The sequence below is a fragment of the Streptomyces sp. NPDC008001 genome, from assembly GCF_042958085.1.
Lineage (GTDB): Bacteria > Actinomycetota > Actinomycetes > Streptomycetales > Streptomycetaceae > Streptomyces.
Genome location: NZ_JBIBIZ010000001.1, coordinates 1,024,185 through 1,050,806, shown reverse-complemented (window position 1 = coordinate 1,050,806; position 26,622 = coordinate 1,024,185). Strand labels below are relative to the sequence as shown.

24 protein-coding genes and 3 pseudogenes are annotated in these 26,622 nt (G+C 67.8%); 15 read left to right on the top strand and 12 right to left on the bottom strand.

Going from position 1 to position 26,622, the window contains the following annotated elements; all coding sequences use genetic code 11:
• Positions 1-158 precede the first annotated feature (158 nt).
• The 7 genes and pseudogenes from ACFZCD_RS04130 to ACFZCD_RS04100 all read left to right on the top strand — a co-directional run bounded on the left by ACFZCD_RS04130 (position 159) and on the right by ACFZCD_RS04100 (position 7,150).
• On the top strand, positions 159-728 hold the full coding sequence (locus ACFZCD_RS04130) for a hypothetical protein (protein WP_391827610.1): 570 nt from the start codon (positions 159-161) through the stop codon (positions 726-728).
• Between the two features lie 726 nt (positions 729-1,454).
• Complete coding sequence (locus tag ACFZCD_RS04125) at positions 1,455-2,072, top strand: PadR family transcriptional regulator (RefSeq protein WP_391827608.1); 618 nt, start codon at positions 1,455-1,457, stop codon at positions 2,070-2,072.
• Positions 2,065-3,591 carry an FAD-dependent monooxygenase gene (locus ACFZCD_RS04120; protein WP_391827606.1) on the top strand — a complete coding sequence of 509 codons (1,527 nt, stop codon included), beginning with the start codon at positions 2,065-2,067 and terminating at the stop codon, positions 3,589-3,591. Before ACFZCD_RS04125 ends, ACFZCD_RS04120 begins: the two co-directional genes overlap by 8 nt.
• A gap of 563 nt (positions 3,592-4,154) precedes the next feature.
• Positions 4,155-5,018 (top strand): alpha/beta fold hydrolase, encoded by an 864-nt coding sequence (locus tag ACFZCD_RS04115; protein ID WP_391827604.1) that lies wholly within the window; start codon positions 4,155-4,157, stop codon positions 5,016-5,018.
• Between the two features lie 183 nt (positions 5,019-5,201).
• The gene (locus ACFZCD_RS04110; protein ID WP_391827602.1) at positions 5,202-5,345 is read left to right on the top strand and encodes a hypothetical protein; all 144 of its coding nucleotides are present in this window, start codon (positions 5,202-5,204) and stop codon (positions 5,343-5,345) included.
• 691 nt (positions 5,346-6,036) lie between these two features.
• Positions 6,037-6,519, top strand: a pseudogene (locus ACFZCD_RS04105) (serine hydrolase domain-containing protein); the annotation flags it as partial.
• Between the two features lie 76 nt (positions 6,520-6,595).
• The gene (locus tag ACFZCD_RS04100) at positions 6,596-7,150 is read left to right on the top strand and encodes a serine hydrolase (RefSeq protein ID WP_391827600.1); all 555 of its coding nucleotides are present in this window, start codon (positions 6,596-6,598) and stop codon (positions 7,148-7,150) included.
• Positions 7,151-7,353: 203 nt separating this feature from the next.
• On the opposite strand, the gene ACFZCD_RS04095 is transcribed toward ACFZCD_RS04100, so the two are convergent.
• Positions 7,354-7,995 carry a TetR/AcrR family transcriptional regulator C-terminal domain-containing protein gene (locus ACFZCD_RS04095; protein WP_391827598.1) on the bottom strand — a complete coding sequence of 214 codons (642 nt, stop codon included), beginning with the start codon at positions 7,993-7,995 and terminating at the stop codon, positions 7,354-7,356.
• Positions 7,996-8,213: 218 nt separating this feature from the next.
• Here ACFZCD_RS04095 and ACFZCD_RS04090 point away from each other — a divergent pair, with 218 nt between their 5' ends.
• Together ACFZCD_RS04090 and ACFZCD_RS04085 are read left to right on the top strand one after the other, a co-directional pair.
• The gene (locus tag ACFZCD_RS04090; RefSeq protein WP_391827957.1) at positions 8,214-9,119 is read left to right on the top strand and encodes an alpha/beta hydrolase; all 906 of its coding nucleotides are present in this window, start codon (positions 8,214-8,216) and stop codon (positions 9,117-9,119) included.
• Between the two features lie 52 nt (positions 9,120-9,171).
• Positions 9,172-9,561, top strand: a complete 390-nt coding sequence (locus ACFZCD_RS04085) for a cupin domain-containing protein (RefSeq protein ID WP_391827596.1) — start codon at positions 9,172-9,174, stop codon at positions 9,559-9,561.
• 85 nt (positions 9,562-9,646) lie between these two features.
• On the opposite strand, the pseudogene ACFZCD_RS04080 reads toward ACFZCD_RS04085, so the two are convergent.
• Together ACFZCD_RS04080 and ACFZCD_RS04075 are read right to left on the bottom strand one after the other, a co-directional pair.
• Positions 9,647-10,038, bottom strand: a pseudogene (locus tag ACFZCD_RS04080) (IS630 family transposase); the annotation flags it as partial.
• A gap of 184 nt (positions 10,039-10,222) precedes the next feature.
• On the bottom strand, positions 10,223-10,966 hold the full coding sequence (locus tag ACFZCD_RS04075) for a 2OG-Fe(II) oxygenase (RefSeq protein ID WP_391827594.1): 744 nt from the start codon (positions 10,964-10,966) through the stop codon (positions 10,223-10,225).
• A 761-nt stretch (positions 10,967-11,727) separates the two neighbouring features.
• Between ACFZCD_RS04075 and ACFZCD_RS04070 the strand changes: the two are divergent.
• A pseudogene (locus ACFZCD_RS04070) lies at positions 11,728-12,108 on the top strand (IS5 family transposase); the annotation flags it as partial.
• A gap of 943 nt (positions 12,109-13,051) precedes the next feature.
• On the opposite strand, the gene ACFZCD_RS04065 reads toward ACFZCD_RS04070, so the two are convergent.
• A complete protein-coding gene (locus ACFZCD_RS04065; RefSeq protein WP_391827592.1) occupies positions 13,052-13,390 on the bottom strand; it encodes a hypothetical protein in 339 nt (112 codons plus the stop codon).
• A gap of 335 nt (positions 13,391-13,725) precedes the next feature.
• Here ACFZCD_RS04065 and ACFZCD_RS04060 point away from each other — a divergent pair, with 335 nt between their 5' ends.
• Positions 13,726-14,121: a hypothetical protein gene (locus tag ACFZCD_RS04060; protein WP_391827590.1), complete on the top strand. Its 396-nt coding sequence runs from the start codon at positions 13,726-13,728 to the stop codon at positions 14,119-14,121.
• Positions 14,122-14,769: 648 nt separating this feature from the next.
• Here ACFZCD_RS04060 and ACFZCD_RS04055 read toward each other — a convergent pair.
• Entirely contained in the window at positions 14,770-15,189 is a 420-nt protein-coding gene (locus ACFZCD_RS04055; protein WP_391827588.1) for a DUF6463 family protein, read from the bottom strand.
• A 41-nt stretch (positions 15,190-15,230) separates the two neighbouring features.
• Positions 15,231-16,106 carry a DUF2867 domain-containing protein gene (locus ACFZCD_RS04050; RefSeq protein WP_391827586.1) on the bottom strand — a complete coding sequence of 292 codons (876 nt, stop codon included), beginning with the start codon at positions 16,104-16,106 and terminating at the stop codon, positions 15,231-15,233.
• On the opposite strand from ACFZCD_RS04050, the gene ACFZCD_RS04045 reads away from it, so the two are divergent.
• The gene (locus ACFZCD_RS04045; protein WP_391827584.1) at positions 16,105-16,746 is read left to right on the top strand and encodes a TetR/AcrR family transcriptional regulator; all 642 of its coding nucleotides are present in this window, start codon (positions 16,105-16,107) and stop codon (positions 16,744-16,746) included. The two genes, ACFZCD_RS04050 and ACFZCD_RS04045, sit on opposite strands and share 2 nt — an antisense overlap.
• A gap of 156 nt (positions 16,747-16,902) precedes the next feature.
• The gene (locus ACFZCD_RS04040) at positions 16,903-17,301 is read left to right on the top strand and encodes a hypothetical protein (RefSeq protein WP_391827955.1); all 399 of its coding nucleotides are present in this window, start codon (positions 16,903-16,905) and stop codon (positions 17,299-17,301) included.
• A gap of 158 nt (positions 17,302-17,459) precedes the next feature.
• On the opposite strand, the gene ACFZCD_RS04035 is transcribed toward ACFZCD_RS04040, so the two are convergent.
• The 5 genes from ACFZCD_RS04035 to ACFZCD_RS04015 all read right to left on the bottom strand — a co-directional run bounded on the left by ACFZCD_RS04035 (position 17,460) and on the right by ACFZCD_RS04015 (position 23,437).
• Positions 17,460-17,843: a hypothetical protein gene (locus ACFZCD_RS04035; protein WP_391827583.1), complete on the bottom strand. Its 384-nt coding sequence runs from the start codon at positions 17,841-17,843 to the stop codon at positions 17,460-17,462.
• Positions 17,844-18,315: 472 nt separating this feature from the next.
• Positions 18,316-19,119, bottom strand: a complete 804-nt coding sequence (locus tag ACFZCD_RS04030) for a GNAT family N-acetyltransferase (RefSeq protein WP_391827582.1) — start codon at positions 19,117-19,119, stop codon at positions 18,316-18,318.
• A gap of 718 nt (positions 19,120-19,837) precedes the next feature.
• The gene (locus ACFZCD_RS04025; RefSeq protein WP_391827581.1) at positions 19,838-21,094 is read right to left on the bottom strand and encodes a protein-glutamine gamma-glutamyltransferase; all 1,257 of its coding nucleotides are present in this window, start codon (positions 21,092-21,094) and stop codon (positions 19,838-19,840) included.
• Positions 21,095-21,407: 313 nt separating this feature from the next.
• On the bottom strand, positions 21,408-21,857 hold the full coding sequence (locus ACFZCD_RS04020; protein ID WP_391827579.1) for a hypothetical protein: 450 nt from the start codon (positions 21,855-21,857) through the stop codon (positions 21,408-21,410).
• Between the two features lie 1,001 nt (positions 21,858-22,858).
• Positions 22,859-23,437: a helix-turn-helix domain-containing protein gene (locus ACFZCD_RS04015; RefSeq protein WP_391827577.1), complete on the bottom strand. Its 579-nt coding sequence runs from the start codon at positions 23,435-23,437 to the stop codon at positions 22,859-22,861.
• 125 nt (positions 23,438-23,562) lie between these two features.
• Here ACFZCD_RS04015 and def point away from each other — a divergent pair, with 125 nt between their 5' ends.
• Positions 23,563-24,225: a peptide deformylase gene (gene def, locus ACFZCD_RS04010; protein ID WP_391827575.1), complete on the top strand. Its 663-nt coding sequence runs from the start codon at positions 23,563-23,565 to the stop codon at positions 24,223-24,225.
• A gap of 202 nt (positions 24,226-24,427) precedes the next feature.
• Positions 24,428-25,543 (top strand): FAD-dependent oxidoreductase, encoded by a 1,116-nt coding sequence (locus tag ACFZCD_RS04005; protein ID WP_391827573.1) that lies wholly within the window; start codon positions 24,428-24,430, stop codon positions 25,541-25,543.
• A 142-nt stretch (positions 25,544-25,685) separates the two neighbouring features.
• Here ACFZCD_RS04005 and ACFZCD_RS04000 read toward each other — a convergent pair whose 3' ends face one another.
• The gene (locus ACFZCD_RS04000; RefSeq protein ID WP_391827571.1) at positions 25,686-26,579 is read right to left on the bottom strand and encodes an NADP-dependent oxidoreductase; all 894 of its coding nucleotides are present in this window, start codon (positions 26,577-26,579) and stop codon (positions 25,686-25,688) included.
• Between the last annotated feature and the right edge of the window lie 43 nt (positions 26,580-26,622).

Sequence of the window (26,622 nt, the reverse complement as noted above, 5' to 3'; positions counted from 1 at the left end):
TCCTCCTCGCACCTCACCAGCACGGCTCGCCTGCACATTCCTGACGATTCACGTTCCCTGAGGCTGCCCCTGGCCCCTCGGGGTAGCCCAAATCCTTGAGGAGCAACCTTGTCCGGGGGCGGATCACGACCGTCACCGGAGTTCCATAGGCTGTCGCGATGGGCAACGTCTTCGGCAGTGGCGGCACGAGTAACGACCTGTACCTGTCCAACGGCGGGACGGCTGCCTTCCTCGACGTGCTGTGGCTGGCCGTCTCGGACCTCGCCCGCCGGCCGTGGGACTTCCGGTTCGCCGCGCTCCTGGCCCTGCAGGACCAGACCGTCATGGGGCGCGGGGTCGTCGGATTCGACCTGGAGGACATCGACTGGGGCGCCACCCCGGCCGAGCGGGCACGGGCCAAGGACTTCGTACTGCAGGTGATCGACCTCGCGCTGGACCGGCACCGCTGGGACGAACTGAGCTATGAGCCGCCGTACGTACCCGGATACCTGCAGCAGTACCGAGTGGCGGTCGAAGCCTTCACCCCGCCACCGCACCCTGTCGACAAGGAGGTCTTCCCGGGCCCGGACATGGCCGTCACCGCCTCGTGCGTCCGCCACCGGGTTCTGGACGCCCAGCCGTACTGGGAGGGCTGCGTCTTCTGCACCGGCGGGACGATGCGGTCACCCGCCGACCGAGCAGGCGAGGAGCCCGCCACCGCAGTGCAGCGCCCAAGAGGCGATAGCTGATCTGCGCCGTCTCGAAGCACCCCAGACCCAAGCATGAGGCGAACTGGGCAGCCGGGAAACCGGCAGTTGCAAGGTCACGAATCAAGGGGGGAATCTCTGGCTCGAATCTCAACACAGCCAGCGTCTTCCAACCGTGAGGGATCACATCCCACCCGATCCCGAACTGCTGGGTGACCGCCACGACAGTCGTCGCCACCCACACGACATCGCTCTCATCGGAGCGTCGGAAGCAGCAGTCGAACCTTCTCCCCACTGGCACGTCCGCATAGTTGTAAGACAGGAAGAGGACCTGCTCGCTCGCGGAGCACGGGGGAAGCCCTTGACCGATGGTCGCCAGAGCAGTCTTGACGGCACGGCCCTCGATGGCCAGAACGCGTTCGACTACTGGGGTGTCCTCTTCGGTCCTCATGCCGCCATTCTCATGGCCCGGACAACCAGGCTCGGTCTCGTCCCGCCCGCGGTTGGGCTGGTGCCGGCTTCAAAGGGGCCGTCATGGCCTGCCGGGCACCGTGCGCGGACTGCAGGTGGACGAGCCGGGTCGCACATCCGCCGCGGAGAACGTGGCCAACTCAGCGCGCTCCGCGTCCAGGCAAATGTTTCCAGCCGCCGTCGCTGCATCTGCTCCCAAGGCTTACAACCCTTGCACCCGGCACCTCCCACCCATATGCTCGGATCCAAGTAATTGATACCAAGCATTTCACTAAGCAGACGACGCCCTGGAGCTCCATGCCCGCCCGTCCATCCCCTGCCGTCCAGAAGTCCCCGAAACGCCCCGCCAACGCCCTCGCCCTCGCCGTACTCGGGCTGCTGCTGGAACAGCCGATGCACCCCCATGCCATGGCCGGCACCCTCCGCGAGCGCGGCATGGACCGCGCGTTCAAGCTGACGACCGGATCGCTCTACGACACCGTCCGCGCGCTCGCCCGGGACGGGTGGATCGAGGCGGACGGCACCGAGCAGGTCGGCAACCGTCCGGCCCGTACCGTCTACCGCCACACTCGCGCTGGGCGGGACGGCTTCACCGACTGGCTCGACGAGCTGATCCGAGAGCCCTCGCCCGAATACCCGCGGTTCCTCTCCGCCGTCGGGTACCTCGGCGCGCTGGGCCGCGTCCGTGCGGCGGAGGCGCTGCGCGAGCGGGCCGCCGCGCTGCGGGAGCGGATCGCGGAGGATGCCGCGGGCTATCGCGCGGCCCGCGAGGAGCACAAGGCGCCGCGCCTGTTCGTCATCGAGGCCGAGTACGCCGCCGCCATGGCACGTGCCGAGCTGGCCTGGGTCGAGCGCACCGCCGACGAGATCGAGCGCGGGACGCTGACGTGGCCGGAGGGGACCGACGATGAGTGACAACGCATCCCAGGACGAAGTCGTCGACGTCCTGATCGCCGGTGCCGGGCCCGCCGGGCTGACGCTCGGCGGAGAGTTGGCGCGCGCGGGCGTGCGGGCGCTGGTGCTGGAGCGGGATCCCGATCCACCGGGCTTCTGCCGCGGGTTCAACCTCAACGCCCGGAGCCTGGAGCTGCTCGACCGCCGGGGCCTTGCCACCCGCTTCCTCTCCGAGGGACCGACCGTCCCTGCGACAACGTTCGTCGGCCCCTCCCGCCTCAACCTCGTCGCCATGCGCACGGAACACCCCTACGCCCTGGGTATCCCCCAGACGCGCGTGGAGGAGTTGCTCGCCGAGTGGGCCGTAGGGTCGGGTGCGCGAATAGCCCTCGGCCGGCGTCTCACCGGGTTGCGGCAGGACGGTGACGCCGTGACGGTCGAGGTGGACGGCGCGGACGGACCGTCCATCGTGCGCTGCCGATGGCTGGTCGGCTGCGACGGGGGCCGCAGCACAGTGCGGAAGGCGGCCGGGATCGGCTTCCCCGGCACGCCCGCACGGAATTTCACCCTGCTCGGGGACGTGGTACTCGCCGACCCGTCGGTCGTCCCGTTCGGCCCCAATACCGGGCCCGGTGGCCGCTCGGTGTTCGCGATCCCGCGTCCCGGCTACGTCCGTCTCGTCACCGCCGACCCGGAACCGCCCGCAGATCCGCACGAACCGGTGACGCTCGGATCCTTCCAGCGCGCGATCGATGCCGCGTTGGGACACCGGGCCGAGATCGCCGAGGCCCTGTGGCTGACCCGGTTCGGGGACGCGGCGCGGCTCGCCGAACGGTTCCGGGCGGGCCGGGTGCTGCTCGCCGGGGACGCCGCACACATCCACCCCCCGGCCGGTGCCATCGGCGTCAACGCAGCAATCGACGACGCCGTCAACGTGGGCTGGAAGCTCGCCCTGGTGGCGCGCGGGCAGGCGCCGGACACACTGCTCGACACCTACCACGACGAGCGCCACGCGGCCGGCAGGCGTCTGCTCCGCAACACCCGCGCGCAGGCGGTGCTCGCCCAGGCGAACGGGGACGACGACCACCTGACACCCGTCCGCGATCTGCTCTCCGAGCTGGCCGAGTCCGGGGACACGGCCGGGCCGTTGGCCGAAGCAATCACAGGTGTCAGCACCCGTTACTCCGCCTCCGGAGACCCCGGACACCCATGGACGGGACGCATGGTGCCGGACATCCCGATAGGACAGGACGGCGAGGACAGTCTTACGGCCCTGCTGGCCCGCATGCCCGGCGGCGTACTGCTGCTCAACGGCGCGGCCGGCTCGCACGCCCTCTCCTCCGTCGCCAGCCCATGGGCGGACCGGGTCACCACCGCCCGTACCCACCCGCACGCCCTGGAGCGCGCCCACGCGATCCTCGTCCGTCCGGACGGACACGCAGCGTGGATCGGAGCGCCCTCCACACCTGCAGACACGGCCGCGGAGGAGTTGCGGGAGACCCTCGCGCGCTGGTTCGGGCGGCCGGCGGCAACTCTCTGACATCGCCGGATTGTGAGTCACCCGGCTGGCACCTTCCCGCCGCGACCAGGCGCGAGACGGCGCAGCCGACCTCCTCGCCCGCGGAGAGGAGGTTCGGGCTGGTGTCGATGACCCAGGGTCCGGGAATGTGGAGGCCGCCGGAGTCGCCGCACGAGCCGATCTTCGCCAGGCGGCCGATCAGGTCGGCGGTGAGCGGCACCAAGATGGGTGTCGGCGCCTGATAGCGCCGGCGGAGCAGCGTGGGGACCGCGACCTGAAGTGCCGCGAAGACCACCAGCGTGCCGGCAATGGCGGGCACAGCGAGGGAAGAGTTCGTCCGAGTAGTGCGGTGATCTTTCACTGAGTACTGTGAACCACCGAATAGCTGGGCAGCCATCCGTAGGCTGCCCTGTTGACCCCGCACTTGACCGCCGGCACTTGCCATGCACGAAGACGTTCTCTGCGGCGGGGGCGGTGTGCCGCAGGACGACGACTCGGTCCTCGGCCGCGAGGTGGTTCGCGGCATCGGAACGGGCGACGCACCGTGCCACCGACGCCGCAGAGGACAGGAAGTGAGCAGATCAATGCAACCCACGTTCGTACTGGTTCACGGAGCTTTCGCGAGCTCCTTCTCCTTCGCACCGCTCCAAGCCGAACTCGGCCTCCTCGGACACCGCTCCGTCGCCGTCGACCTTCCGGGGCACGGGTTCGCCGCGACGTACCCGCACGCCTACCAGGCGCCGCAGGACCTAGACGGGCTCGCCACCGCGCCCGGGGCCATCAAGGGTGTCACACTCGCCGACAACGCCGCGCACCTCATCGGGATACTGGAGCGGGCCAAGCGGAACGGGCCCGTCATCCTCGTCTCCCACAGCCGCGGCGGCATGACGGCCACCGTCGCGGCCAACCAGCGTCCCGACCTGATCGACCGCATCGTTTACGTCTCCGCCTGGTGCCCCGTCGACCTCGACGTCAGCGCCTACTACGCCGAGCCCGAGATGGCCACGGTCGACGCCACAGGGCTGGCATCGGCGATGGTCGGGAACCCTGCCGAGCTCGGGCTGCTGCGGGCCAACTTTCGCACCGCCGACCCCGGCGTCCTCGCGGCCTTCAAGGCGGCTTTCCTCGCTGACGGGACGGACGAGGAGTTCATGGCTGTCCTCAACACCTTCCAGCCCGACGAGAACCTCGACGTGGGCACGCCCGAAGTCCGGGCACAGGCCGACAGCTGGGGTCGGATCCCCAAGTCGTACGTCCGGCTGACCGAAGACACCAGTGTGCCGCTCGCCATGCAGGACCGGATGATCCGCGAGGGTGACGCGCTGACGCCGGAGAACCCCTACGACGTCCGTACGCTCACCAGTAGCCACCTGAAGTGGCTGGTCGACCCGGCACCAGCGGCCCGAGTGCTGGGGGAAATTGCTGCTCTCTTGCCTGCGGCTTCGTGATCGCGGCTGGATGAGGAGCGCGGCGACGGTGACAGTCTCTTCTCTGCCGTCGTCGATGGCGTGGAGGCGTGGTCGGTGGCCCGGCTTGGGTGAATCGGCGTCCGTGGCCGTGTGGGCGGAGGTGACGCAGCGGCTCGGCTCGGGGGCGCTGAGATGTACGAGCGCCCGGCGCGAATGCGGCCGTTGATCGGCAAGTACACGGCCGCTCCTGGACTATTGGTGGACGGGCAGGCGGTCGACTTCGCCGACCAGATCGTTCGCGGCGATGTCACCAAGCTGTGGAGTCCGGACGCGAACGAGGAGCAGCTGGAGGCCGCGCGGCGGTGATTCGCGCGGTGACCACTCGTGCGGGTGACAAAGAGCTTGCGGTTGTCCGCTGGAGGGGAGAGTCAGTGTCAACGCAACTGTGCTTAACACTAGGGGTGTTCATGCGCCGTCTGTTCGTTGTCCTTCTCGGTGCCCTCGCGTTCTTCGGCTTCGCCGCCACACCGGCAAGTGCTGTGGCCGACCCAGTGACTCTCGTCTCCTGCGCTGCGGGAGAGGTCACGTCTGTCATCGACCCGAGCGCGCCGGGGTTGCCCGGGGAAGTTCCTGTCACCCGCTGCCTCGCGCCGTGACGTCGAGTGGCATCCCCGGCCTCCGGGCGGTGCCACTCGCCACACTGCCTCGCCGGATTCCTCCCTTATCACAGTCACCGCCCCGGCCGCCCTCGCTACCGTCACCGCCCTAATCCACGTAGGACGCGGGTGTGAGGTCGATCGTCGCGGGGTTCCCTGACCGGCATTCCGGCTCTTCAGGCCCACTCGGCTCCTCAGCTTCCACCCCAGCACGCTGCTTGCAGCTCTCCTCTGCCCTCTCGGCTCGCCACGTGAGTGGACCGATCCCCAGTTCACATCAGCCGAACGCGAGCTGCAGAACAGCCCGAACAAGCCTGCAGGATCCCCCAGTCACTGAGCCGGTCCGACCTCGTGGAACCCTCTGAAGCCAGTCCTCCACGAGATCGGAGAGCTTGCCCGGTATGGAGATTCACGGCAGTTGTAACGAACGGTTCAGCGGGGTACGGGAGGCATTCACCGACTCCCTGCGCAGCGAAGAAGTCGGCGCGTCGCTGGCGGTCTTCCTCGACGGCGAGCTCGTCGTCGACCTGTGGGGAGGGTACGCCGATCAGGCCCGTACCCGGCCGTGGCAGCGCGACACCATCACCAACGTTTGGTCCACCACCAAAACAATGACCGCGCTGTGCGCCCTCATGCTCGCCGATCGCGGCGAACTCGACCTCGCCGCAACGGTCGCCACGTACTGGCCCGAGTTCGGCAGCGCAGGAAAAGAAGACGTCGAGATCCGGCATCTGCTCGGCCACACCGCCGGCCTCCCCGACTGGGACCAGCCCATGACGCTCGACGACCTGTGCGACTGGGAGAAAGCCACCACGCTGCTGGCCCGTCAAACGCCCCGCTGGGCACCCGGCACCAGGTCCGGCTACCACCGCTTCACCCACGGCTTCCTGATCGGCGAGGTCATACGCCGCATCTGCGGGCAGTCGATCGGCGCCTTCTTCACCCCAGATCGCCGGCCCCGTGGGAGCCGACTTCCACATCGGACTCGCAGCCGAACACGATCATCGCGTCTCCGACGCCATCCCCGCCGACGGCCCCGCACCCGAGCCCAACCCGCGGGTGACCATCCCGGTCGGCGCCTACGTCACCACCCAGGACACCTGGAGTGCTCAGTGGCGCCGCGCCGAAATCCCCGCCGCAGCCGGCTACGGAAACGCACGATCCGTCGCCGTCCAATCCCTCCTCACCTCCGCAGGCCGGAGGGCCTCGGCTGGCCTTCTTTCGGAGGCTATCCGCCGCACGGTATTCGACGAACAGTCCCATGACGTCGATCTCGTGCTCGGCATCCCCCTGCGTTTCGGCATGGGCTATGCCCTCACGGCCGAGGACGCGCCGGTCCACACGACGAATCGCCATACGTGCTACTGGGGCGGACGAGGCGGATCACTCGTCGTCAACGATCTCGATACAGGCATGACCTTCGCCTACGTCATGAACCGGATGAGCCACCACGGCCTCGCCGACCCACGCAGCCGCACACTTCTCCAAGCCGTCTACAAGGCACTCACTGCCTGACACAAAGCCACATCCTCTTCAGCCGTCCAGCAAGCATGAGCCAGTCGCAGTACGGGTCCACTACGGCTGGCTCATAGCGCCAAGCGATCGGGGCAGCCATACCTCACCTACCGCGTGACCGAGCGGCCCCCATTCGGGGGCAAGGCAGCGTGAAGACACAGCTGTAACCGTCCTCCTGCGGATGTTCGCAACTGCTCTCCGCCTCATTCGGGCCCGCTGCGTCCGCCCTCGGGTGCGTACTGCTGGACGCCTGCGAGGAAGACACGCAGGCCGTAGGAAAACCGCTCGCCGGGGTCGGCGGCGGCCAGTGTCTTCAGTCCCGTTGCGAGCGGGTCGTGGGCGTCCAGCCCGGCGGCCGTCAGGCGTGCAGTCCAGTTGTCGACGGCCGGCATGCGGGACTGGGCCTGTTCCTCGATGGTGTGGCCGAGGACGAAGTAGAACACGGCGAAGGTGATCTCCCAGGCGCGATCCGGCGGGAACCCGGCATCGGTCAGCACCTGCGCCGCACGCCGGCTCGCAGCCATCGTGTGCGGTCCGGGGGCGAAGGTGCCGGAGACCACCCGGGCGCCGTCGCGGCGGCTCAGCAGCGCTGTGTGCAACCGCTCACCCAGAAGCTCCAGCTGATCGGGCCAGGGGAGATCGGACGGCAGCGGCGCACCGACCCCCTCCAGAAGCTGGTCGGCCATCGCGTCCAGCAGCGCCTCCTTGTTGGGGACGTGGCGGTACAGCGCGCCGGCTTGGACGTCCAGCGCGACGCCGAGCTTGCGCATGGTCAGGCCGTCGAGTCCCTCGGCATCGAGGAGGTCGAGGGCCCCGGACACGACGTTGGCCAGGCGCAGCAGCATGCGCTGATCCCTTCTTCTCCGGACGGCCACTTGTGCTGGGTGTCCGCCCACTTCTTGACAGGGTTTCACCCTACTCCTAGCGTGAACAACGTTCACCGTGAACAACGTTCACATCGTGGTTCAGCTTCTCAGGGAGGGTCGCCATGAACCACCCGATCAACTGCCATACCCGACTGCCCGACGATCTCGATGCACTGGCGAGTGCGCCGCTGACCGGCCTGGATCCCGAGCTGGAAGCCGCCGTCCCAGCGTTCCCTCGGGCCGACCTGAGCGATCCCGTCGCCGCGCGCAACGGCCTAGCCCGGTTGGCCGCCACCGCCCCCATACCCGACACCACCGGCTTGGAGATCGAAGAACGCACGGTGGACGCCGACCCGCGGGTGCCGGTGCGGATCTACCGCCCGCGCAAGGCCCACGGCGCGATCCTCTGGCTGCACGGCGGCGGTTTCGTCATGGGCGACCTGGACACCGAGCACCCCTGGGCCGTCCGAATCGCCCACGGCTCCGGCGCCGCGGTGATCTCCGTCGGCTACCGCCGGGCCCCCGAGCACCCCTTCCCGGCCGCCCTGGACGACACCTACGCCGCACTGACCTGGACGGCGGAGCACGCCGGCGAACTCGGCGTCGACCCCGCGCGGATCGCCGTCGGCGGCCACGGCGCCGGCGCGACCCTCGCTGCCGCCGCCGCACTCCAGGCACGCGACCGGCAGGGACCGCCCATCCGCTTCCAACTCCTCAACCAACCCGCACTCGACGACCGCCAACAGACGTGGTCGGCACAGCACTTCACCGCGACTCCATTCATGACACGCGAGAAGGCCGCCGCATCCTGGCGGCACTACCTGGGCCCGCATGCGGACCCGGCGTCCGTCTCGCCGTACGCCGCCCCGGCACGGGCCACCGACCTGTCCGGCCTGCCGGCCGCCCACATCGCCACCGCGCAGTTCGACCCGAACCGCGACGAGGCCATCATCTACGCGCTACGGATGCTGCAGGCGGGCGTACCCGTCGACCTGCACCAGTGGGCCGGCACCTTCCACGGGTCACAGGCCGCGGTATCCGCCGAGGTGTCCCAGCGGCAGATCGACGAACTCGGCGCAGTCCTGCGCCGTGCCCTGGCCTGAAGAGATGGCCGTAGCCAGGGATGAGCTTTCACGGAGAGAAGGAGATTCCGACATGACCACCGCCACGATCGACCTCTTCGAGTCCTTCCTGCATCTTCGGCCCGATGGCCGGGTGCGGGCCGAACAGCCGACCTTCGACCCCGAGAGGGACGGCTGGCAGGTCATGGCGTTCCATGTCGCCACCGACGCCGACGTCCACGCTGACCACTGGGAGATCCATCCCCACGCGGACGAGGTCGTCTCCTGCCTCACGGGCCGGATCCGCCTCTGCTTGCGATCCGTGCAGCCGGGCGGGGAGCAGGAGGAGGTCGAACTGGATGCCGGAAAGGCAGTCATCGTGCCGCGCGGGCGCTGGCACCGCATCGAACTGGTCACCCCGGGCGACATCCTGAGCGTCACCCTGCCGCAAGGCAGCCGCCTTGAGGAGAGGACCCACTCCTGACATGTCCGACGGCCAACAGCCCTACCACCTCGCCGCGAGGTGATGGGCCGTTGGCCGTCTGCTGACTCGTGAACGCCAGACAACGTTAGCCACGGCCACGAACCTTGCGTAGGTGCTCGCCGGCCGCGCGGTTGTTCCGCCAGACGATGTATCGGCGGATCATGCTGCCCGTTGGCTCCTTGTGGCCGGCATGCCGGTGCCATCCAGGGTGAAGTAGCGCAAGGCAGTGAACTGAGCCTCACTGCGGTTCAGCCAGAAGCGGTTGGTCGGCGTTTAGGCGAACTCGACATTGTTCGCTACGGCCCAGTCGCCGCCCCGGCCGTCATTCCTCGAGGGCAGGTACGGGGAGAAGTTGGCGAGCACGATCGAGACGCGGATCGACGGCGGATAGAGGCTGCGCAGGTAGCGACAGGTCTCCAGGAACTTCGTGCGGTTCTTCGTCGGCTTGATGTGACCGTAGAGCTTGTCCTGCCCAAGTCGTAAGCGGCGAAAATCGGGATCCTTGTGCCTCCCGCCGCGCTCGGCCCCATCGCCCGGCCTGGTGGAGACCTGGTCTGTGAGCCTGCGTCCAAACCACACCACGACCGGCCACGACCATGTCTTGCCGGTCCTAGGCGGTGTCTGCAAATGATCACCTGTGCGACGGTTGCCTTGCTGTTGCTCAAGGCGCATCTATGGGCTCGTAGAGCACGTCGGTTCTGAGGATTGTTTTCGTCCCCTCAAGAATCGGGGCCGAGTCGTGAAGCGTCCGGTGCCAGAAGAGGAGGGCATCGCCCGGTTCGGGGCGGTGGGCGCTCACTATTTCCTCAGGCTCTGCGAGCCGGGGCCAGTCCGAGAAGTCGCGTTGCGCAAAGGGAAGATCGTTCTGCTTGTCGGCGATGAATCGTGTCTCTCCACCCACTGCCTCATACGACAGGTAGACGACGACCGTCAGGTGAGTTCGCGTTCCATCGGGGGCGAAATAGGGCGAATCGTAGTGCGGGACAAGCAATCCGCCGTGTTCGTACGTGATGAAGCGCATACGCGGATTGACGGCCGCCGGCTTCCAGTGCCGTCCGTCTGAATCCGTCGGATCGCCCGGCCCTACTTCACGCGACAGAAACGGCCGCAGCCTGCGGTAGAACTCTGCCGCCAAGACTTTAGAGTCAGCCGTGGCGCGGAGAGAGCCGACCGGATCTCCCTCTGCGTAGTTGGCGGCGATGCCGTCCAGACCCACCGGCACAAAGCGCTGGGCAGCGAGTTCGGCCGCGAAGACCTCCACTTCAGCCGGAGTGAGGAAATGGCGAATCACCCTGGCATCGACGTGTGGGATCTTCGACTCGGTCGGGGCCCATGAGCCATCGGCGGATATTCGGCTCAGCGTTTCTTCGGAGAGGTCGAAGGGATTAACCGGAATTGCGAACATGCTCACTTTTTCGTCTTGAGGTCATTGTCGATGCCACCGTGGCCGTGGAGGAGAACAGGGTGCAGCGTGGCGGAGGGGGGGCGGAGGGGGCTGGCGTGGCGCACGAAGCGCTCCTAGCGGGTGGATTTCTCCGGGAGGAGAGGGGGTGCGCCATCCGAGTCCGCACTTCGATCGACGCGCTTCTTCGCGTCGGCACGCGGCGCCACGAGCGCCGGAGTCTTCGAGGGTTTGAAGTGCACGAGCGGTGGATCGGAGAGCAGGGATCGCGCATCAGGGATCAGGCGCTGGGGTGCCGCAGCGTTGAAATGGGGACCGCCTTGTGTCGATCTCTGCTGGTGGTCCGGCGGCAGGCGGCCGCCGGGCGGCTGATGCGCGCGCCGGTATGGCTCCGGGCTCGTGCTCGACGTCACGGCCGTGCGCGCGGCGGCGGATCGAGGCCCCTGGAGTCAATGCCCGCAGGGAGCGGGGGCCACTGAGCGGTTATCGTCATGATGACGAGATTAGACTGGGGTGAACCCGCAAAGCAAGCAGGACGCCCCCAACGCGGCGGAAGGGGACGGGAGGCGGGGCGGGGACCGGCTCCGGGGACTACCGATGCGCGGTAGTCCCAAGCAGCGCTGAGCCGCTCCGTACCGGGTGACCGCACGTGCGGTATGGGAACACCGCTCTGACGCGGGGCCAGGCCGCCCGGCGTCGTTGTCCGTTGCCAATGAAGTCAGTCGAGTGCGGTGTCCTGACCTGGTTCTCCGGTAATTGATCTTGTGGCAGGTCGAGGTGGGTTGACGGACGCAGCGTGGGAGCGGATAGAGCCCTTGTTGCCGCAAGTGGATGGGCGCGTTCCGCCGTGGCGTGATCACCGGCAGGTGGTCAACGGTGTGCTGTGGCGGTTGCGAACCGAGGCTCCGTGGCGTGACCTGCCCGAGCCGTATGGGCCATGGCAGACGGTCTAGGAGCGGTTCGCCCGCTGGGAGGCGGATGGCACGTGGGCAAGGCTGTTGGAGCATGTGCAGGTCCGCGACGACGCGATGGGCCAGGTGGAGTGGGCCGTCACCGTCAACTCCACGGTCAACCCTGCCCACCAGCACGCCGCCGGCAGGGCAGGGGCGGCCTGCAGGTCCACACGGAGGAGAGCGGCTGGCAGAACACCCCTTACGAACCGGAATCCCTGACCGTTAATCGGTGATCTGATGGCTCATTGGCCGGGCGGCCGCTGGTGCGCCGACCGCCACCGCGTGCCGGTAGTCCCGCCCCTCGACGCCCCGTCCGAAGAGCTGACCTCGCTGGTCCATTTCTACGATTGCGACCCGCACACCCTCGTGAAGTCCCTCCCGCGCCCATTGGCCGGGTCCCCCATGCCCCGGTCACTGCCCGCAGCTACGTCCCCTCGAAAGTCGCTGAGTTCAGTCTGACCCGACAGCCCGGACCCATTGCCGCAGAGCTCGAGTCGACTGCGTCGTCGCCTAACCCGGACAACGACCAAGCCCACCCCGGATGCGCCCAGGGTGGTCGCCCCTTCGCTCGGGAGTCGTGGGCGCCGACCAGCGAGAGCACAGGTATCCCCCGCCCCACCTCCTGGGCAGCCTGCTGGTGCCCGTTCCCCCGGCCACCTCGGCCAAGCGCCCTAGCTGATCCGGCAAGCCGGCAATCCCGGTCAGGACGACCACGGGACGGGGACGGCCTGGGCGGCGGCCGGCGCCGTACGGGATGCCCCACGCCCAGGGACGGGCCGGACCACCACCTTCTCGCCCGCCCGGAACATGTGGAGGCGCGAGTAGGTGAATTGGTTACAGGCGCGGGGGTAGCGCTTCGGCTTGCTCCGGGCATCCTCGTCGGCGGGCGTCTACCAGGCCGGTGGCCTACGGTGACATGCGCTGACAGCAGAGCGCCGGGACGCCAGCTCCTTCTCCTGGCACCCCCCCTGTCAGCTGAGGCTGCCTGCAGTACGGCGCGAAGGCTCGGTGACACTCGCAACTGCCGCGTCGGGTCCAGACCAACTCCTTCGGTCTACCGGCGGCCGGTTCTGCCCCCTCCACCGACCTCCTGGCTCAGTGGGGGTGAGCGGCTTCCGCCGTCGCGGGGAGGTGGCTACGAACCGAATCTCACACTGTGGGGGAGGTCGCCGAAGAAGTCGGTGAACTGGCCGGGCTGCAGGCTGCCCCAGGAGTTCCCGCAGTTACCGTCGAAGTAGAGCGTGGCAGTGGCGTTGGTCTGGTTCGAGGCGTTGGTCGCGCCATCGTGGAGGGGCTGGCACACGCCGAGGGGCGGTTCGGTGATCTGGAAGTCCCCCACTGACGAGTGGTAGAAGAACGTGCCGGCGGTGGCGTAGGCGCTGCTCATGGGCAGTGCTGTGAAGAGCGCGAGGGCAGCCCCCGCGGTCAGGGCCAGGCGACCGAGGCGCGTCGCCGGAATGCGTCTGATGGTCATGGGCACAACGGTTCCAGACGGCGCCAAGGCGCCCAAGGTGGTACAACTACCGCGAACCAGGAAGCAGAAAAAGACAGTGCGCGCCCCCGCCGCGCTCCGCACGCCTGTCCAGGCTCCCTGCCAGGTCATTTGAAGCAGTGCACCCGGTCACCTCCACGGGCACCTCGTTCTCGACCAGGACGGATCATGCGCCGAATAGCCATCCAGGTCCACGCCGAGGCGCCCTCTGTTGGTACGATTTTCCATATTAGGGGTGGCCTGACCACTCAGCGGGCCTCGGATCTCACGGAGGCCGGGCGGTGCAGCTCACCTGTCGGAACTTTGGGTTGTCAGACATGCTGCGGCGCGGTATCGCCCCGCAGGAGGCGCCCCTGGACGTGCTGCTCCTCGACATCGACGCGGAGCTATCCATCCGGGAGCAGGGGCGGGAGGTGTGGTCCGAGACGGCGTTCCCCGTGGCCGAGCTGGCGTACCACCTGACGCTCTGGCTCCGGAGCGCGGCTGCCGGCCATGAGGATTTCGCGCTCGACTCGATGCAGGCGGATCCCGGCACGATCCGCATCGTGAGCTCCGATGAGGGCTGGCGGGTCGGCTCCACCTTCACACCCGACTTCTGGACGTCACCCGTGGCCTGGGAGGATCTCGTAGCGGCGATCAAGCACTTCAACCACTCCGTGCGCGAGGGAGTGGCCATGATGGGCATCGACCCCGCCTTCATTCCGGAGCCTTGAGGCTGTTCCAGCCCGACCTCCAGATCCGCGAATCGGCCGCCGTGGTCTCTGCCATTGGGCGAGCGGGTGCTGCTGGTGCTCATGTGCCTGGGGCCCGCTGCTCGATCCGGAGCCTGCCCGGCCGGTGCCCGGCATCACGGCCGACGCCCGCGGGTAGTGGACCCCGGCACGGTGTGACCGGACTCGGGGACGGAGTTACATCGGCGCGGCTCGGCTCATCCCCCATCGCAAACACCTGGGTCAGCCGTTGCTGATGGGCGAGGAAGAGGGCGACGGAAGGTCACCGCGCGCAGCTGCCTGCTTCCTCGCGCGCCCGTACGGTACTCGCCCCCGAAGCTCTTACCATCGGCACCGTGGCCTACCGTCTCCACCGCAGTGCGTCCCTCTCCGCCGCTGCCCAGTACAGCAAGGTGCCGGGGATCGAGTGCGCCCCGCTCCGCGGCCTGCAGGCCCTGACATCCCGGATGGTGGCAATTCGACGTCCGGGTGCGTGTGTACGGTGCACCGTGATCAACGCCGTTGGCGTTCTCCCGGCGACGACAGGGCATCGACGCCGGGCACGACTTCGCGCGCTCAGCCACTTTCAAGAGTCTGCCCTCACGATCGTCTGCCGGGACAGGGCCACCGCATACACCCGCCACACGGTTCCTACGGCATCCGCTTCGCGTCGGCGTGAGGCGGCGCGGGGTTGCCGCGGCGGGCGGCGCGGCGGCCTCCGACCAGCAGCAGGATGTTCGCGAGCAGGAAGAGCGGCCAGGGCGTGGTGATGAGGATGACGGCGTCCACCACGCCCCAGATCCCAAGCGTCCACGCGATGAACGGCGGTGGTGTGATGCCGCGGTGGTCCAGCCACAGGACGATCAGGCCGACCACGACGAGCGGCGGGCCGAAGCTCTCCAACGACAGCCAGAGCGCGCTGTTGGCCGGGCTCATATCGGAGAAGTCTTCGCCCCACAGCGCCCCGCTGAACCACTCCCCGGCGTGGCGTGCCGCTCCCTCCGCCGTCAGGGCGAGGAGCGTGTGCACGGCTCCCAAGAACACAAGGAGCCAGCCGGCACATTTGATCATCGGAATCCTCCCAGCTGTTGCGGATGTGGATCCGTGCGGCTTCACGTGGTTGTCGTTCGGTCGTGGTGCGGGTCGATCCGGGCCGGCGGTTTCTCTTCGTGCGGCGTCTCCGCCCGCCACCGCGGGCGGCTGTGGTCGAGCCAGGCTCGTTCCCATCGGCGGGTCAGCGCCGGGTAGACGATGAGGTACCGGAACGGTGCGATGGCGGCCATGTAGAGCCGTCCGAACAGTCCGTTGGGTTTGACCAGCGCCGCCATGCGCAGTTCGTATCCGCCGCCGTCGGTCGCCACCCAGCCCAGGTGCATGATGATGTGGACGGTTTTGTTGGCCAGTTCGCGAGCCGCTTCGTTGTCGAGCTGGTACACGTCGGAGAACGGGTCGGTACAGGGGGCGGCGTCGTTCGCGGTCCGGGCGAGGTCGCCGGGGAGGCGGTCGCGCAGCGCGACGACCCGCTCGCCCAGACCCGCCCGGGGTGTGTCCCAGCCGAGCAGGGCCCCGAGCTTCCAGCGCACCGCGAACAGGAACCGGACCGCGGCGGGCTCCCTTCGGCTGTCGTACGCCGTCTTCAGCACTTTGATCATCACAGGGAAGTCGTCGGACCCGGCGTCTGGCGCGCGGAAGGACCACACGTCCTCGATCCGGAAGTCGTGAGTGAACTCGTGGATCCGCCAGGGCTGTTCGGCATGGGCGGCTTTCGGGATTCGCATCGGCCATTCCTTCCGAGCGGCTGTGCCCTGTCGGTTGGGCCGGGCCCCACCGGTGGTGTCGCCGGCCATCACCGCATCGACGGTCGGGACGGGGTCGGCGCTGTAGACCACGCCATCGGTGCAGCCGGCTGACGGCTGCACCCATAATGCGAAACCACTAGTTCCGGAACTGTTGGTTTCGATACCCTTGGTTTCGTATGATGCACCCATGCATGCGCGAAAGCAAGCCGGAAACCAGGGGGGTCGCCCTCGGGACAGCCGCGTCGATGACGCCGTCGCCTCCGCCGTCCGAGAGCTGCTGACCGAGGTGGGATACATGCGGCTCACGATGGCCGAGGTGGCCGCGCGAGCGGGCGTGGGCAAGGCGGCGATCTACCGGCGTCACGCCACCAAGCAAGAAATGATCTTTGACGTTCTTCTGCCGGATCAGTTCCTGGCCGTGGCACCCGACCGCGGATCGCTCCGCGCCGACCTGGCCGCCGTGCTCGCCGAGATCGCGGACAGCATGACCCTTCCGCCGCAGGGAACGATCCCGGGCCTGCTGGCCGACATCCACGCCGACCCCGCACTGCGTGACCGGTTCGAAGAGAAATACCTTGGAGCCCAGCGCCGGACCCTCACGGAGATCCTGGACCGCGCGACCGCACGCGGCGAACTCACCACCCGCCCCGACCCGGCCACCCTCAACGCCCTGCTGGTCGGCCCCGTATTCGCCTGGCTGTTCCTGCTGTCCGAATCCCCCGGCCAACTCCCCGCCCTGACCTCCGCACTTCTCGACACGGCACTCGCCCTCACCAGCCCCGGATCTCCCGGCGCACCAGACGGTTCCGGCAGCGAGATCGTGACGTAACCCAGGCCCTCGAAGACGAGCGGCAGGGGCGGGCCGGCCGGCTGGCTGGCTAGTCACGCCAAGTGCCGGTGATTCACGGAATCGCGGTCAGAGCCATTTCCGGAGAGCCTCATCATCATCCGGTCAGCTACGCCGAGTTGCTCGCCATGCCGGCCGATTCGCTGGTCAAGGTGCCTGACGGCATCACGGACGAGACCGCGCCTGTTCTCCCTGCGCCTCGAGGACGTCATGGACCGTACGGCGACCAGCAAGAGCCAGTTGTTCCACTACTTCCCCGGCGGGAAGGAAGAACTGCCGCTGGCCGTGGCCCGCGAACTCCTGCGGCACTGGCAGGATCAGCTCGCAGCCGGCATCCGCCGCATGCAGGACATCGGCGAGGTCACTCCCGAACTGGACGCCGACCGCGAGGCGGCGGCCCTCCTTGCCAGCATCCAAGGCGGAGTGATGATCTTCATGACGACGGGGAGCCTGGAACGCCTGGAAGCAGCCCTGAACCAGAGCATTACCCATCTGCGCGGGATGTCCGCCGAAGCCCCGTCGGTCGTCTCGGCCTGACCGCGCCGAACGACTGGGTGGACTGGAGGCCCCTGGAGCCCGCAGCATCGCTCTAGAGCTGCGGGTCCGTTGGCCCCCAGTTCGTTCTGTCGCCAGGCTGGTGGGCGCGCGGCCTGCCCTGCTCCCCCAGCTGTATCGCGCTCGCGCGGGGACCCGAGTCATCCCTCCTCGATGTCCGAGATGAGTTTGGTGCTCAGGTCGCTCTGCACGGCCAGCCGGGTGTGCCCAGCGTCCGGGCCGGTGCCCCAGGTGAGTGTGACCGTGGTGAACAGGTGCCCAGCCCCGGAGTCGTGATAGCGGACCTCCCAGTGGGTGGGCACGTCCTGGGCGCGCAGCACCCCATCGGCGTGGTTGGCCTCCTCCCAGGCGGCCAGCCGTTGACGGAGGTCCTCCGTGAGGTAGTGGGCGCGAAGCTCCGAGCCCAGGTCATCGGTTCCGTCGAAGACGGCGTCGATGTAGGCACCGTAGAAGTCGGCCACCCTGTCGACTGCAGAGTCCGGGCTCCCCTCGCGCACCGCGGAGCTCGCCTGCTCGTCCGGCATGAATCCCCCTTGAGAACTGCTACTCACTCACATACTTGGCCACAAACTTCCCAAGTTTTCCTGGAATCAGTCCCTTTAGAGGATATGAGGCTGATAGTGAAGTTCTAGCCATGGCCCGCATGTTCTGGAAGGAGAAAAAGGGAGCAGTGGTACGGCTCCTTACGGCCTCTTGAGCCGTGTACGTCGAGAGACGCACGCATGGTTCTGAGGGGGTGGAGGTACCGCAACGCATCCCTGTTACCCGACACTATGGTGCCGCTCGGCCCGGTGCCGAGCGGTCGGGACCAACTGGTCGAAGGGTGGGAGCACGCCAGGGCGTAGCCGGGGCCGTCTCCCGGTCGGGCTTCGACGGCTTCGATGCCCGCGAGGGCTTTACGGGTCCAGGTGACTGTCCAGCCGGCCCTGCGCACCACTTGAGATCAGCGAGGGGTGCCAGGGCCGACCAGGGGCGTAAGTCACGCCTCGGTGGTGGTCACTGTGAGGACCACCAGGTCGACGGGGTAACGGCGGTGAAGCCCAGCGACTCGTACAGCGGCCGTCCGAGCCGTGAGGCGGTGAGTGTCACCGGCAGGTTCGCCAGGGGCGCGAGCGAGCCGAGCATGACGGCCCGCCCGGCACCACGGGAGCGGTGCGCCGAGGCGGTGCCGACCCAGTAGTGGCTGCCGAACCCGTCATGCACGACGGTGACACCGGCTCCGACCGCCTCACCGTCGAGGACCGCGAGAAAGACGTCTACGCCTGGCTGCTCGATCAGTGTCGCGGGGAACATCTCTCCGGGGCTGTAGGGGCTGAATCTGGTCAGCTCGAAGCCCTCGATCAAGATCCGCTCGGCAGCCTGGAGCTCCTGCGTCCGCTCAACTCGGATCACCTCTATCGCGGGGGCGGGGACAGGGCCAGGGGGACGCACCATGATCGGCATCTGCCAGTTGCGCATGCCGAGGGGACTCAGGTCGGTGGAACTGAACGGATCCTCAGCATCCACCGGCCCGGTCGATCGGCCGACCAACTCGGTCAGCTCGGCGAGCTCGTGCGCGTCGGGGTCGGGTTCCTGCAGCAGGATGCGTGTCCCGGCGCGCTGGCCGCCGACCACGGCGAGGAAGCTGCGTCGGCGGATCACCTCGTGGTCGCGGGAGTTTCCGAGTGCGGCCCAGAACGCGGCGGAGTTGCGGGCCTGGCGTATCGCCGCGTCGCCGAAGGCCACGGGGTGATCCGGATGGTCCTGCCTGCTTCGGTCCTCGACACGAGCGTCGGGGCTGGCCTGCCAAGTGTTGGCCACGGATGGCTCCTGTTCAGTCACTGTGCGGTGATCCGGGCGGAGGAGCAGGCGTGGCCCCAGTAGAAGTCGACTCGGGTCTTCGTCACACCTCCGACCTAACGACGTAATGTCTCCGATTGCCGGGCCGATCTCAACCGAGATTGCTGAGCCGCCCGCCTTCTGCCATCTCGGCCGAGCCCGCACCACGCCTCGGCCCTCACCCAGGCGATAAGAAGGCCCCCGAAGGCGCTGCCTACCAGCGAGCCCGAACTCTGCGACGTCCTAACCAAGTTGCAGACCAAACCCTGGCTCTCACCGCGGCCTTCGGACGGCCGGCAGGAAGGCGGCGCACTGCTCCTGTTCGAGGCCTCGCCCCAACGCCTCTGCCACGGCCGCTACCTGTACGACCGGGTCGCGGGGCGCCGGCGGCAATCAGGAGCCCGTCCCTCGTGCTCGATCAAGACGGGCTACTTCCCGGTGGGGCCGAGCGGCTCCTACGACAGCACCGTACGGTTCTTGGAGACCCGGGCATACGCGATCCGTCTTTGATCCGACAGCGTCATCGTTTCGATGTAGGCACCCTCGGTCGATCACGGACCGGCGGAGGGCGTCGAGAACTCGTGACACGGCCTCGTCCCGGACGCACCTGAGGATTTACTCGGAGCGGATCACCGGGGGCAGGGCGTCTCCGCGGGGGGCGCAGGAGGGCCGGGCGTCCCGGCCCTCCTGCCCGGTTCTGTTACGGCCAGCCTTGCAGCACCTTGGCGGGGGCCGTGTTCCAGCTCTTGGGTATGAACGTGATCAGGTAGGTTCCGCGGTCGAAGTCCGCGTACCCGGCAGACCAGTTTTGGAACTTGCTCTCGTACACGTGCATGGGGCCCAGGCCACTATTGGGCGCGTGATAGTGGTCGCCGTGGGTCCATACCGTTTTGTCGGCATCCGCTTCTGTTTGGGCCCCGAACCAGCCGTAGTCGAAGTTGACCCAGCTCTCGCCGGGGCTGGTGGGACTGCGCGGGATGCTTCGGTCCTTCGACATGTCGACCAGGCCGGTACGCTGGTCGGGGCGGAAGGCCTCCGGATCGCCGTACTTCCTCTTGTCGGAGGGGCTCCGCTGGTCCTGGCCGCTCCAGAAGTGTTTCGAGTAGATCACCGCCTTCATCTTGGACGGGTCGTAGTTGCCTCCGTCTCTTTCTTTGAAGGACGGTGTGTTCCTCAGTGCCGAGTAGAAGTTCGAGCGGGTGTCCTCGTAGAGCAGAGCGTCATTTTTGTTCGTGAGCTCCGTCTTGAGGTTGTCGATGTACGTCCCCTCGTCGTGGGCGCTTTCCAGGGCCTTGTTCATGATGGCCGCCACGTCACGCGCCCGCTTGAAGCCCCTCTCCTCGTCGAAACTGTCCTTGGCGATGCGACCCTCGAACTCTGCCCGTGTTTCCCCGGGGCGGAGGCTGGTGTTCTTGAGGTCGTTGTTGTACTTGTTCTCGTCGAAGTACGCGAACGCCAGTTTGTTCATCGGGTAGGGGCCCGAATTGACCCAGGTGACGCCGACGCAACCGTAGGACAGCTTCTCTCGCTGCTCTTGGGTCATTTGCTGCTTCTTGCCGTCGCGGTGGCTGTAGACCTGCTGCCACTTGCGTATGTAGTTGTTGATGATCGTGGTGGCCCTGCCTCCGTAGGGCCGGTACGCATCGGGCATCCTGTCGAGCGGCTCGGCCGGAGGGGTTTCCCTGTCGTCGGTGGTTCCGGGGGCCCGGAAGGACGAGCCGGCGCCCGGAGGCATGGCGCCCGGAGGCCTGCCGGGTTGCCCTGCGGTCAGGGCGCTTTCGTTGAGTGCGTTGATGTTCTTGACGTCATCCGCCGTCAAGCCGTGTGTTTCGGCGTAGGACTCCTTCTCTTCCTTGCCGCTGCTGCCTGCGGCCTGGCTGACCGACGGGATGAATCCTCCGGTGCATATGACTGCACTCGCTGTGGCGAGGGTGAGGAATCTCCGGTGTTTGGACATGAAATCAGCAACTCCTTTGTGGTGGACCTCGTGGAACGCGAGCGTGCGAGGGCACGACGCATTGGAGGGGGTTTGTGGAGACTTGCGGTTCAGGGCCTTGGCAATGGCAATCCGCGCTGTCCTGCGTCGCTACGCCCACGGCAGGAAGGCCGCCGCCGCGAGGTGGAAGGGGTGGAGTGATACGGGAGCGGCGGTGGCGGTGCGCTCGTCGCCGTTCATGGCCGTGGTGGTCGCCGGGCGGGCCGGCGCGACTCGGTCACCGGCCCGTCATGGGCTGGTCGGCCGAGCCGGGAGGGGTCTACGACCGTTGGCGCTACATCAGCGTTGTCGCCGAAGCGACAACGCGGGCCCGGCCCGGGTGGCCGGGGTTGCCGTAGCGGACCTCGACGCGCGGGTGGGAACGCATGAACTCGGTGTCGACCAGGCGGACCTGGCCGGGGTGGTCAACCGTACGCACGGCGATGTCCGTGTCGAGGAAGAAGCTGAACTCACCCGTGGCCGGTGCGTAGACGAAGAACTTGCCGCCCTCGAACTTCTGCCGCGCGATGTCGTCCGTCAGGACCAGGGACCAGAAGCCCACACAGCGGCCCGCGGGACACATGAAGCGGAAGTCGGCCCGTAGGCCGTCCAGCTCCATCCAGCGGAAGGGGTTGTCGTCTCCCGCACTGATCGTGGCGGGGGTGGCGGCGGCCGCCGGGGCGGTCGTGGCCGGGGTGGCCGCCCGGGCTTCCTGGGCGAGGGGCAGGGCGAGGGCCGCGGTCACGGCAACGGTGGAGACGGTTCGGAGAACGGTTCTGCGTATCACTTATCGACTCCCGGATGAGTGATCGGGTGGATACGAGCAGTGATCATGTCCCCGTGTTAACTCCCCGGCAACATCAGGGCTTTGAAACCGGCCAACCTGCTTCTGAGGCGGTATCTGGCCATGCATCTGATCCGACCCGGCGTGGGAGATGCCATGTTGTCGGGGACTCCACGGCGCGGTCGATGTCGTCGTTGCCGACCGGGAAGAAGAGCCCCATTCGGCGGGCGATCACCCGACCGTAGGAGCTCCAGCGAGTCTGTCACGGCAGGCTCGCGACGCCGACCTGGCCACAACGGGCATGGCAGAACCTCTTGATCCGTGCGGCCGGATTCTGTTCGGGTTCGCTCGCCGACGGGCGTGCGCCCAGCGGCTGTCCGGAGCGGGTGTGGGGCAGCGCGGGTGCCGCGAGGGGCACGGCTGATCCTGTCGGCGGTGCGGGCAGTCGGCGCCCTTGCCCATGTGTCAGTTCGAGGGTGAGTTTTTGCAGGAGGGCTGCCAGCGCACTCGTGGACGGGCGGAGGGCCCAGCTCGGCTGGTGGACCGCGTGGCTGCCCAGGTGGCCCAGGAGGGTACAGGGGGGCGACGGCCGTTGGTCTGCTGGGGTGGAGTCGTCGAACCGTACGCCAGCGGCAGGAGCGACGGCCCTTCTCACGTGACGCAGCGCGCGTCGAGGGCGTGTTTCCGGCCTGCATCGACAGTGGCCGGGTCGCCTTCGGCGATGGCGGCCGGGGTGATCCTGGTGGAGGTGCCGCGGGCCCCGGCATTTTCGGTGGCCGGAGAGTCCAGCAGAGTGTCTACGGCCTCCGTCAGTGCGGAGGTCGGTGTGGAAACCGGGGCTGCGGCGTGCCATAACAGGTCACTGACCGGTGTTTCGTAGGCCGATGGTCGACTTGATGTCGCCTTCGGCATCGTGATCGGAGTGCGAGTGCCCGGGTATCCGCATCGAAGACCTCGGCTTCTCAGCCCTGATCCGTCTCGTCCGCTCCATGAGGAAGCAGAGGGAAGAGGCGGGTGATGAGAGCCACCGGCCGAGCGCCGTCAGGCCGGGCAAGGGGGCGGTGTTCACGGTCCTGATAGGGCGCGAGCGTCCGTCGGATCGCGGACGCGACCCGGCTCATCTCATCCGGCGTCAGGTAGGCGACGGCGCTGAAGGCTTCGTCATGGCGCCATTCGGCGGGCGCCTGGCCTCGCTGGGCCAGCCATCGCTGCCAGCTCTCGTCCTCCAGTCCCCGGGCCAGGCCCCCGAACCCATCCTCAGCGAACGCATCGGCGTCGGGGACGTGTTGCCTCAGACGCCAGGGGCGTGCGCGGCCCCCGCTGTGGGGGGCTTCTTCGATGTGTCCGTGGCGTGCGAGCTGCCGTAGGTGAAACGAGCAGAGTCCGGAGCTGTAGCCCAGCCGGGTGGCGGCTTCGGTCGCCGTGACGGTGCCGACTTCAGCGAGCAGATCCAGCAGGGCCGTACGAACCTCGTGCTCGCGCAGCCCGGCGCCCGCGTCTCCTGTCTGATTGCCCGGAGGGCTGAGGTCTTCTTCAGTCACTTTGCAAAGTCTGCTACTTTGCAAAGCGCTTCGCAAGGGGTCTTGCTCGAAGCATCAGGTCGCAGCGCTGTCCGGGGTGTTGGCATGTGTTGCGTGCGCAGCGTGCGTGGAAGGGGGAGACAGCGATGTCCGTTCGTCATGACCAGTCCCGTCCGGTCGACCGGAGAGTCCGTGTGCAGGGCCGGCCCGTCGACTCATATCCGGCTCTGTCCCCGGAGGCAGAACGGGGGTCGGTACGCAGGATCACAGTGGTGGGTGAGGAGGTCCTGAGCCGTCCGTGCCAGGAAGTGACCGAGTTCGGGACTCCGGAGTTGTCGGCGCTGATCGACGACATGTTCCTGACCATGCACGTGGCCGAAGGAGCCGGCCTGGCCGCCAACCAGGTTGGCGTCAACCTGCGGCTGTTCGTCTACGACTGCCCGGACGATAGCGGGATCCGGCATGTAGGTCACATCATCAATCCGGTGCTGGACTTGCCCGAACCGGGTAGCCGTCGGCTCATCGACGACGGCGAGGGCTGTCTGTCCGTTCCCGGCGCTGTCATGACGGTTCCGCGCACTGATCAGGCTGTTGTTCGCGGGTTCGACAAGGACGGCAACCCGGTCTCCATCGAAGGGACGGGTTACTTCGCCCGATGCCTGCAGCACGAGACCGATCACCTCTTCGGTCACACGTATCTCGACCGACTGCCCAAACGGGACCGCAAGGATGCACTGCGGCAGATGGAAGACCGCCGGGAGAGTGTCTTCGCGCAACGGGCCATCAGGGCCGCCCGCCTGGGCCGGTGAGACGATTTCGCGCGCTTGGTGAGGTCGCGTCACCTCAACGCCTGTGGCTGATCCGTCCCTTCGGCCACACGTCTCGGCATGGGCGGCGTCGACCATCAGGTGGGCGGCCTCACCCAACAAATCGAGCACACAACGCCTCCTTCCCGGCGATGTAGCCCCATAGAGTGTGCGATCAGTACGGCGTATTGAAGGAGGGGCAGTCATGACCATCGCCATAGTCGGAGCCGGCCTCGGCGGCCTTGCCCTCGCCCGTGTGCTGCACGTGAACGGCATGGACGCCGTCGTGTACGAAAGCGAGCCGTCGCGCAACGCGCGTGGTCAGGGCGGCATGCTTGATCTGCACTCCGGGACCGGGCAACGGGCGCTGCGCGAGGCCGGCCTGATCGACCAGTTCCACGCGATTGCCCGGCGCGCAGGGCAGGACATGCGTCTTCTCGAGCCGGACGGCACTCTGCTGCTCCAGGAGGACACCGCCGACGACGCCCCGCTCGAGCGACCCGAGGTCGACCGAGCCGATCTGCGCAACCTGCTACTGGACTCTCTCCCCGAACGCGCGGTGCGCTGGGGCCACACGTTTGAATCCGCCGACAATGGCCTGCTGCGCTTCGCCGACGGCAGCAGCGCAGCGTGTGACCTACTGGTCGGCGCCGACGGCGCAAACTCCCGCGTCCGGGCGCTGCTCACCGACGCCCGACCAGCGCACATTGGCCAAAACACCGTTGAGCTCGGCATTCCCGACATCGACCGCACCCATCCCGACCTGGCGGCGATGGTCGGACGCGGCAACTACTGGGTGCTCGGCAGTGGACAATCCCTGGCGGCGCAGCGCAACGGTGACGGCCGCGTACGCGTGTACCTCAGCTTCTACAACTCCGCCGAGGACTGGCTCGCGACCAGTGGGATCTCGTTCGGTGATCCGGCCGCCGCCCGGGCGCGGCTGATCGACCTGTTCACCGGCTGGGACTCACGGTTCACCGCACTGATCGCTGCCTGCGACGACACGGTCCTGCCACGGCCGATCACCACTCTCCCGGTCGGCCTGACCTGGCCGTCGACGCCAGGCGTCACGCTGATCGGCGATGCCGCGCATCTGATGCCGCCGGTGGGACAGGGCGCCAACATGGCGCTGCTCGACGGCGCCCTGCTCGGCCTGGCGCTGGCCGCGCACCCGGGCGACTTTTCCGCCGCCGTCAAGGAATACGAACGCGAGATGTTCGAACGCACCAGTGCCGCCGGTCGGCAGTCCGCGCGCGTTCAAGAAATCCTGGCGTCACCGGACGCCGGCCGAAAAATGCTCGCTTTCTTTCAGCCTGGCTGAAGGTACCTGGATGCAACGGGCAATCGGCAGCCGGCAAACGCGATCACGACTGCGGTGAGATCGTTGTGTGCTGCCCTTCCGGTGACGGCAGCTCAACTCCCTGGCGTTGCCGAAGGTGCCACGCGACTGCACAGGGAACAGCTCAGGCGACCACGACCCGGCGCCCGCGCGTGTGACCGGCCTGGCTGTCGACGTGCGCCGCCGCGGCCTCGGCAAGCGCGTACGACTTCTCGACCGGAATGTGCAGCTTTCCTCGTGAGATGAGGTCGGCGGCCTCGGCGAGTGCGTCCGGCACGTTCCCGGTCACGCCGGAGAACCGGACACCGAACTGCGGGGCTGTGAGATCGGCGATGGAGACCACCTTCCGCGGATCCCCCGTCAGCTCGACGAGCTCGCGGATCACGCCCGAGCCGGCCAGATCGAGAGCCGCGTCCACTCGGCCGAGCTGCCGCACGCGCTCGACCCAGCCGTCGCCGTACGTCGTGGCGACGGCACCCAGGCCGCGCAGGTAGTCCTGGTTCGCGGCCCCGGCCGTGCCGATCACCGTGATGCCGCGGTCGCGGGCGATCTGCAGCACCGCCGATCCGACTCCCCCGGACGCACCACTGACCAGCAGCGTCTGCCCGGGCTGCACACCGACCTCGCGGATGATGCGCAGTGCGGTCTCCACCACGGAGGGGTATCCGGCGGCCTCTTCGAACGTCAGCCCCTCGGGCATGCGGGCCCAGACCGACAGCACGGCGAACTCGGCGTAGGTGCTCGAACCCCTGCCGAACACGTGGTCGCCGACCTCGACCCCCTCGACGCCCTCGCCGACTTCGTCCACCACCCCGGAGGCGTCCTGCCCGACCCCTGCGGGCAGCTCGACCGGATGGGCCTTGAGGACCTGGCCTTCGCGGATCCGCCAGTCCACAGGATTCACGCCGGCCGCCCGCACGGCGACGCGTACTTGACCGGGGCCCGCGTGGGGCTCCTCGGCATCTATGAGGTGCAGAACGTCCGGACCGCCGAATTCGGCGAAGCTCACCATCTTCATGCGGGCACCATAGCACTAACGGTTAGCTTTTTGGAGTTGATTC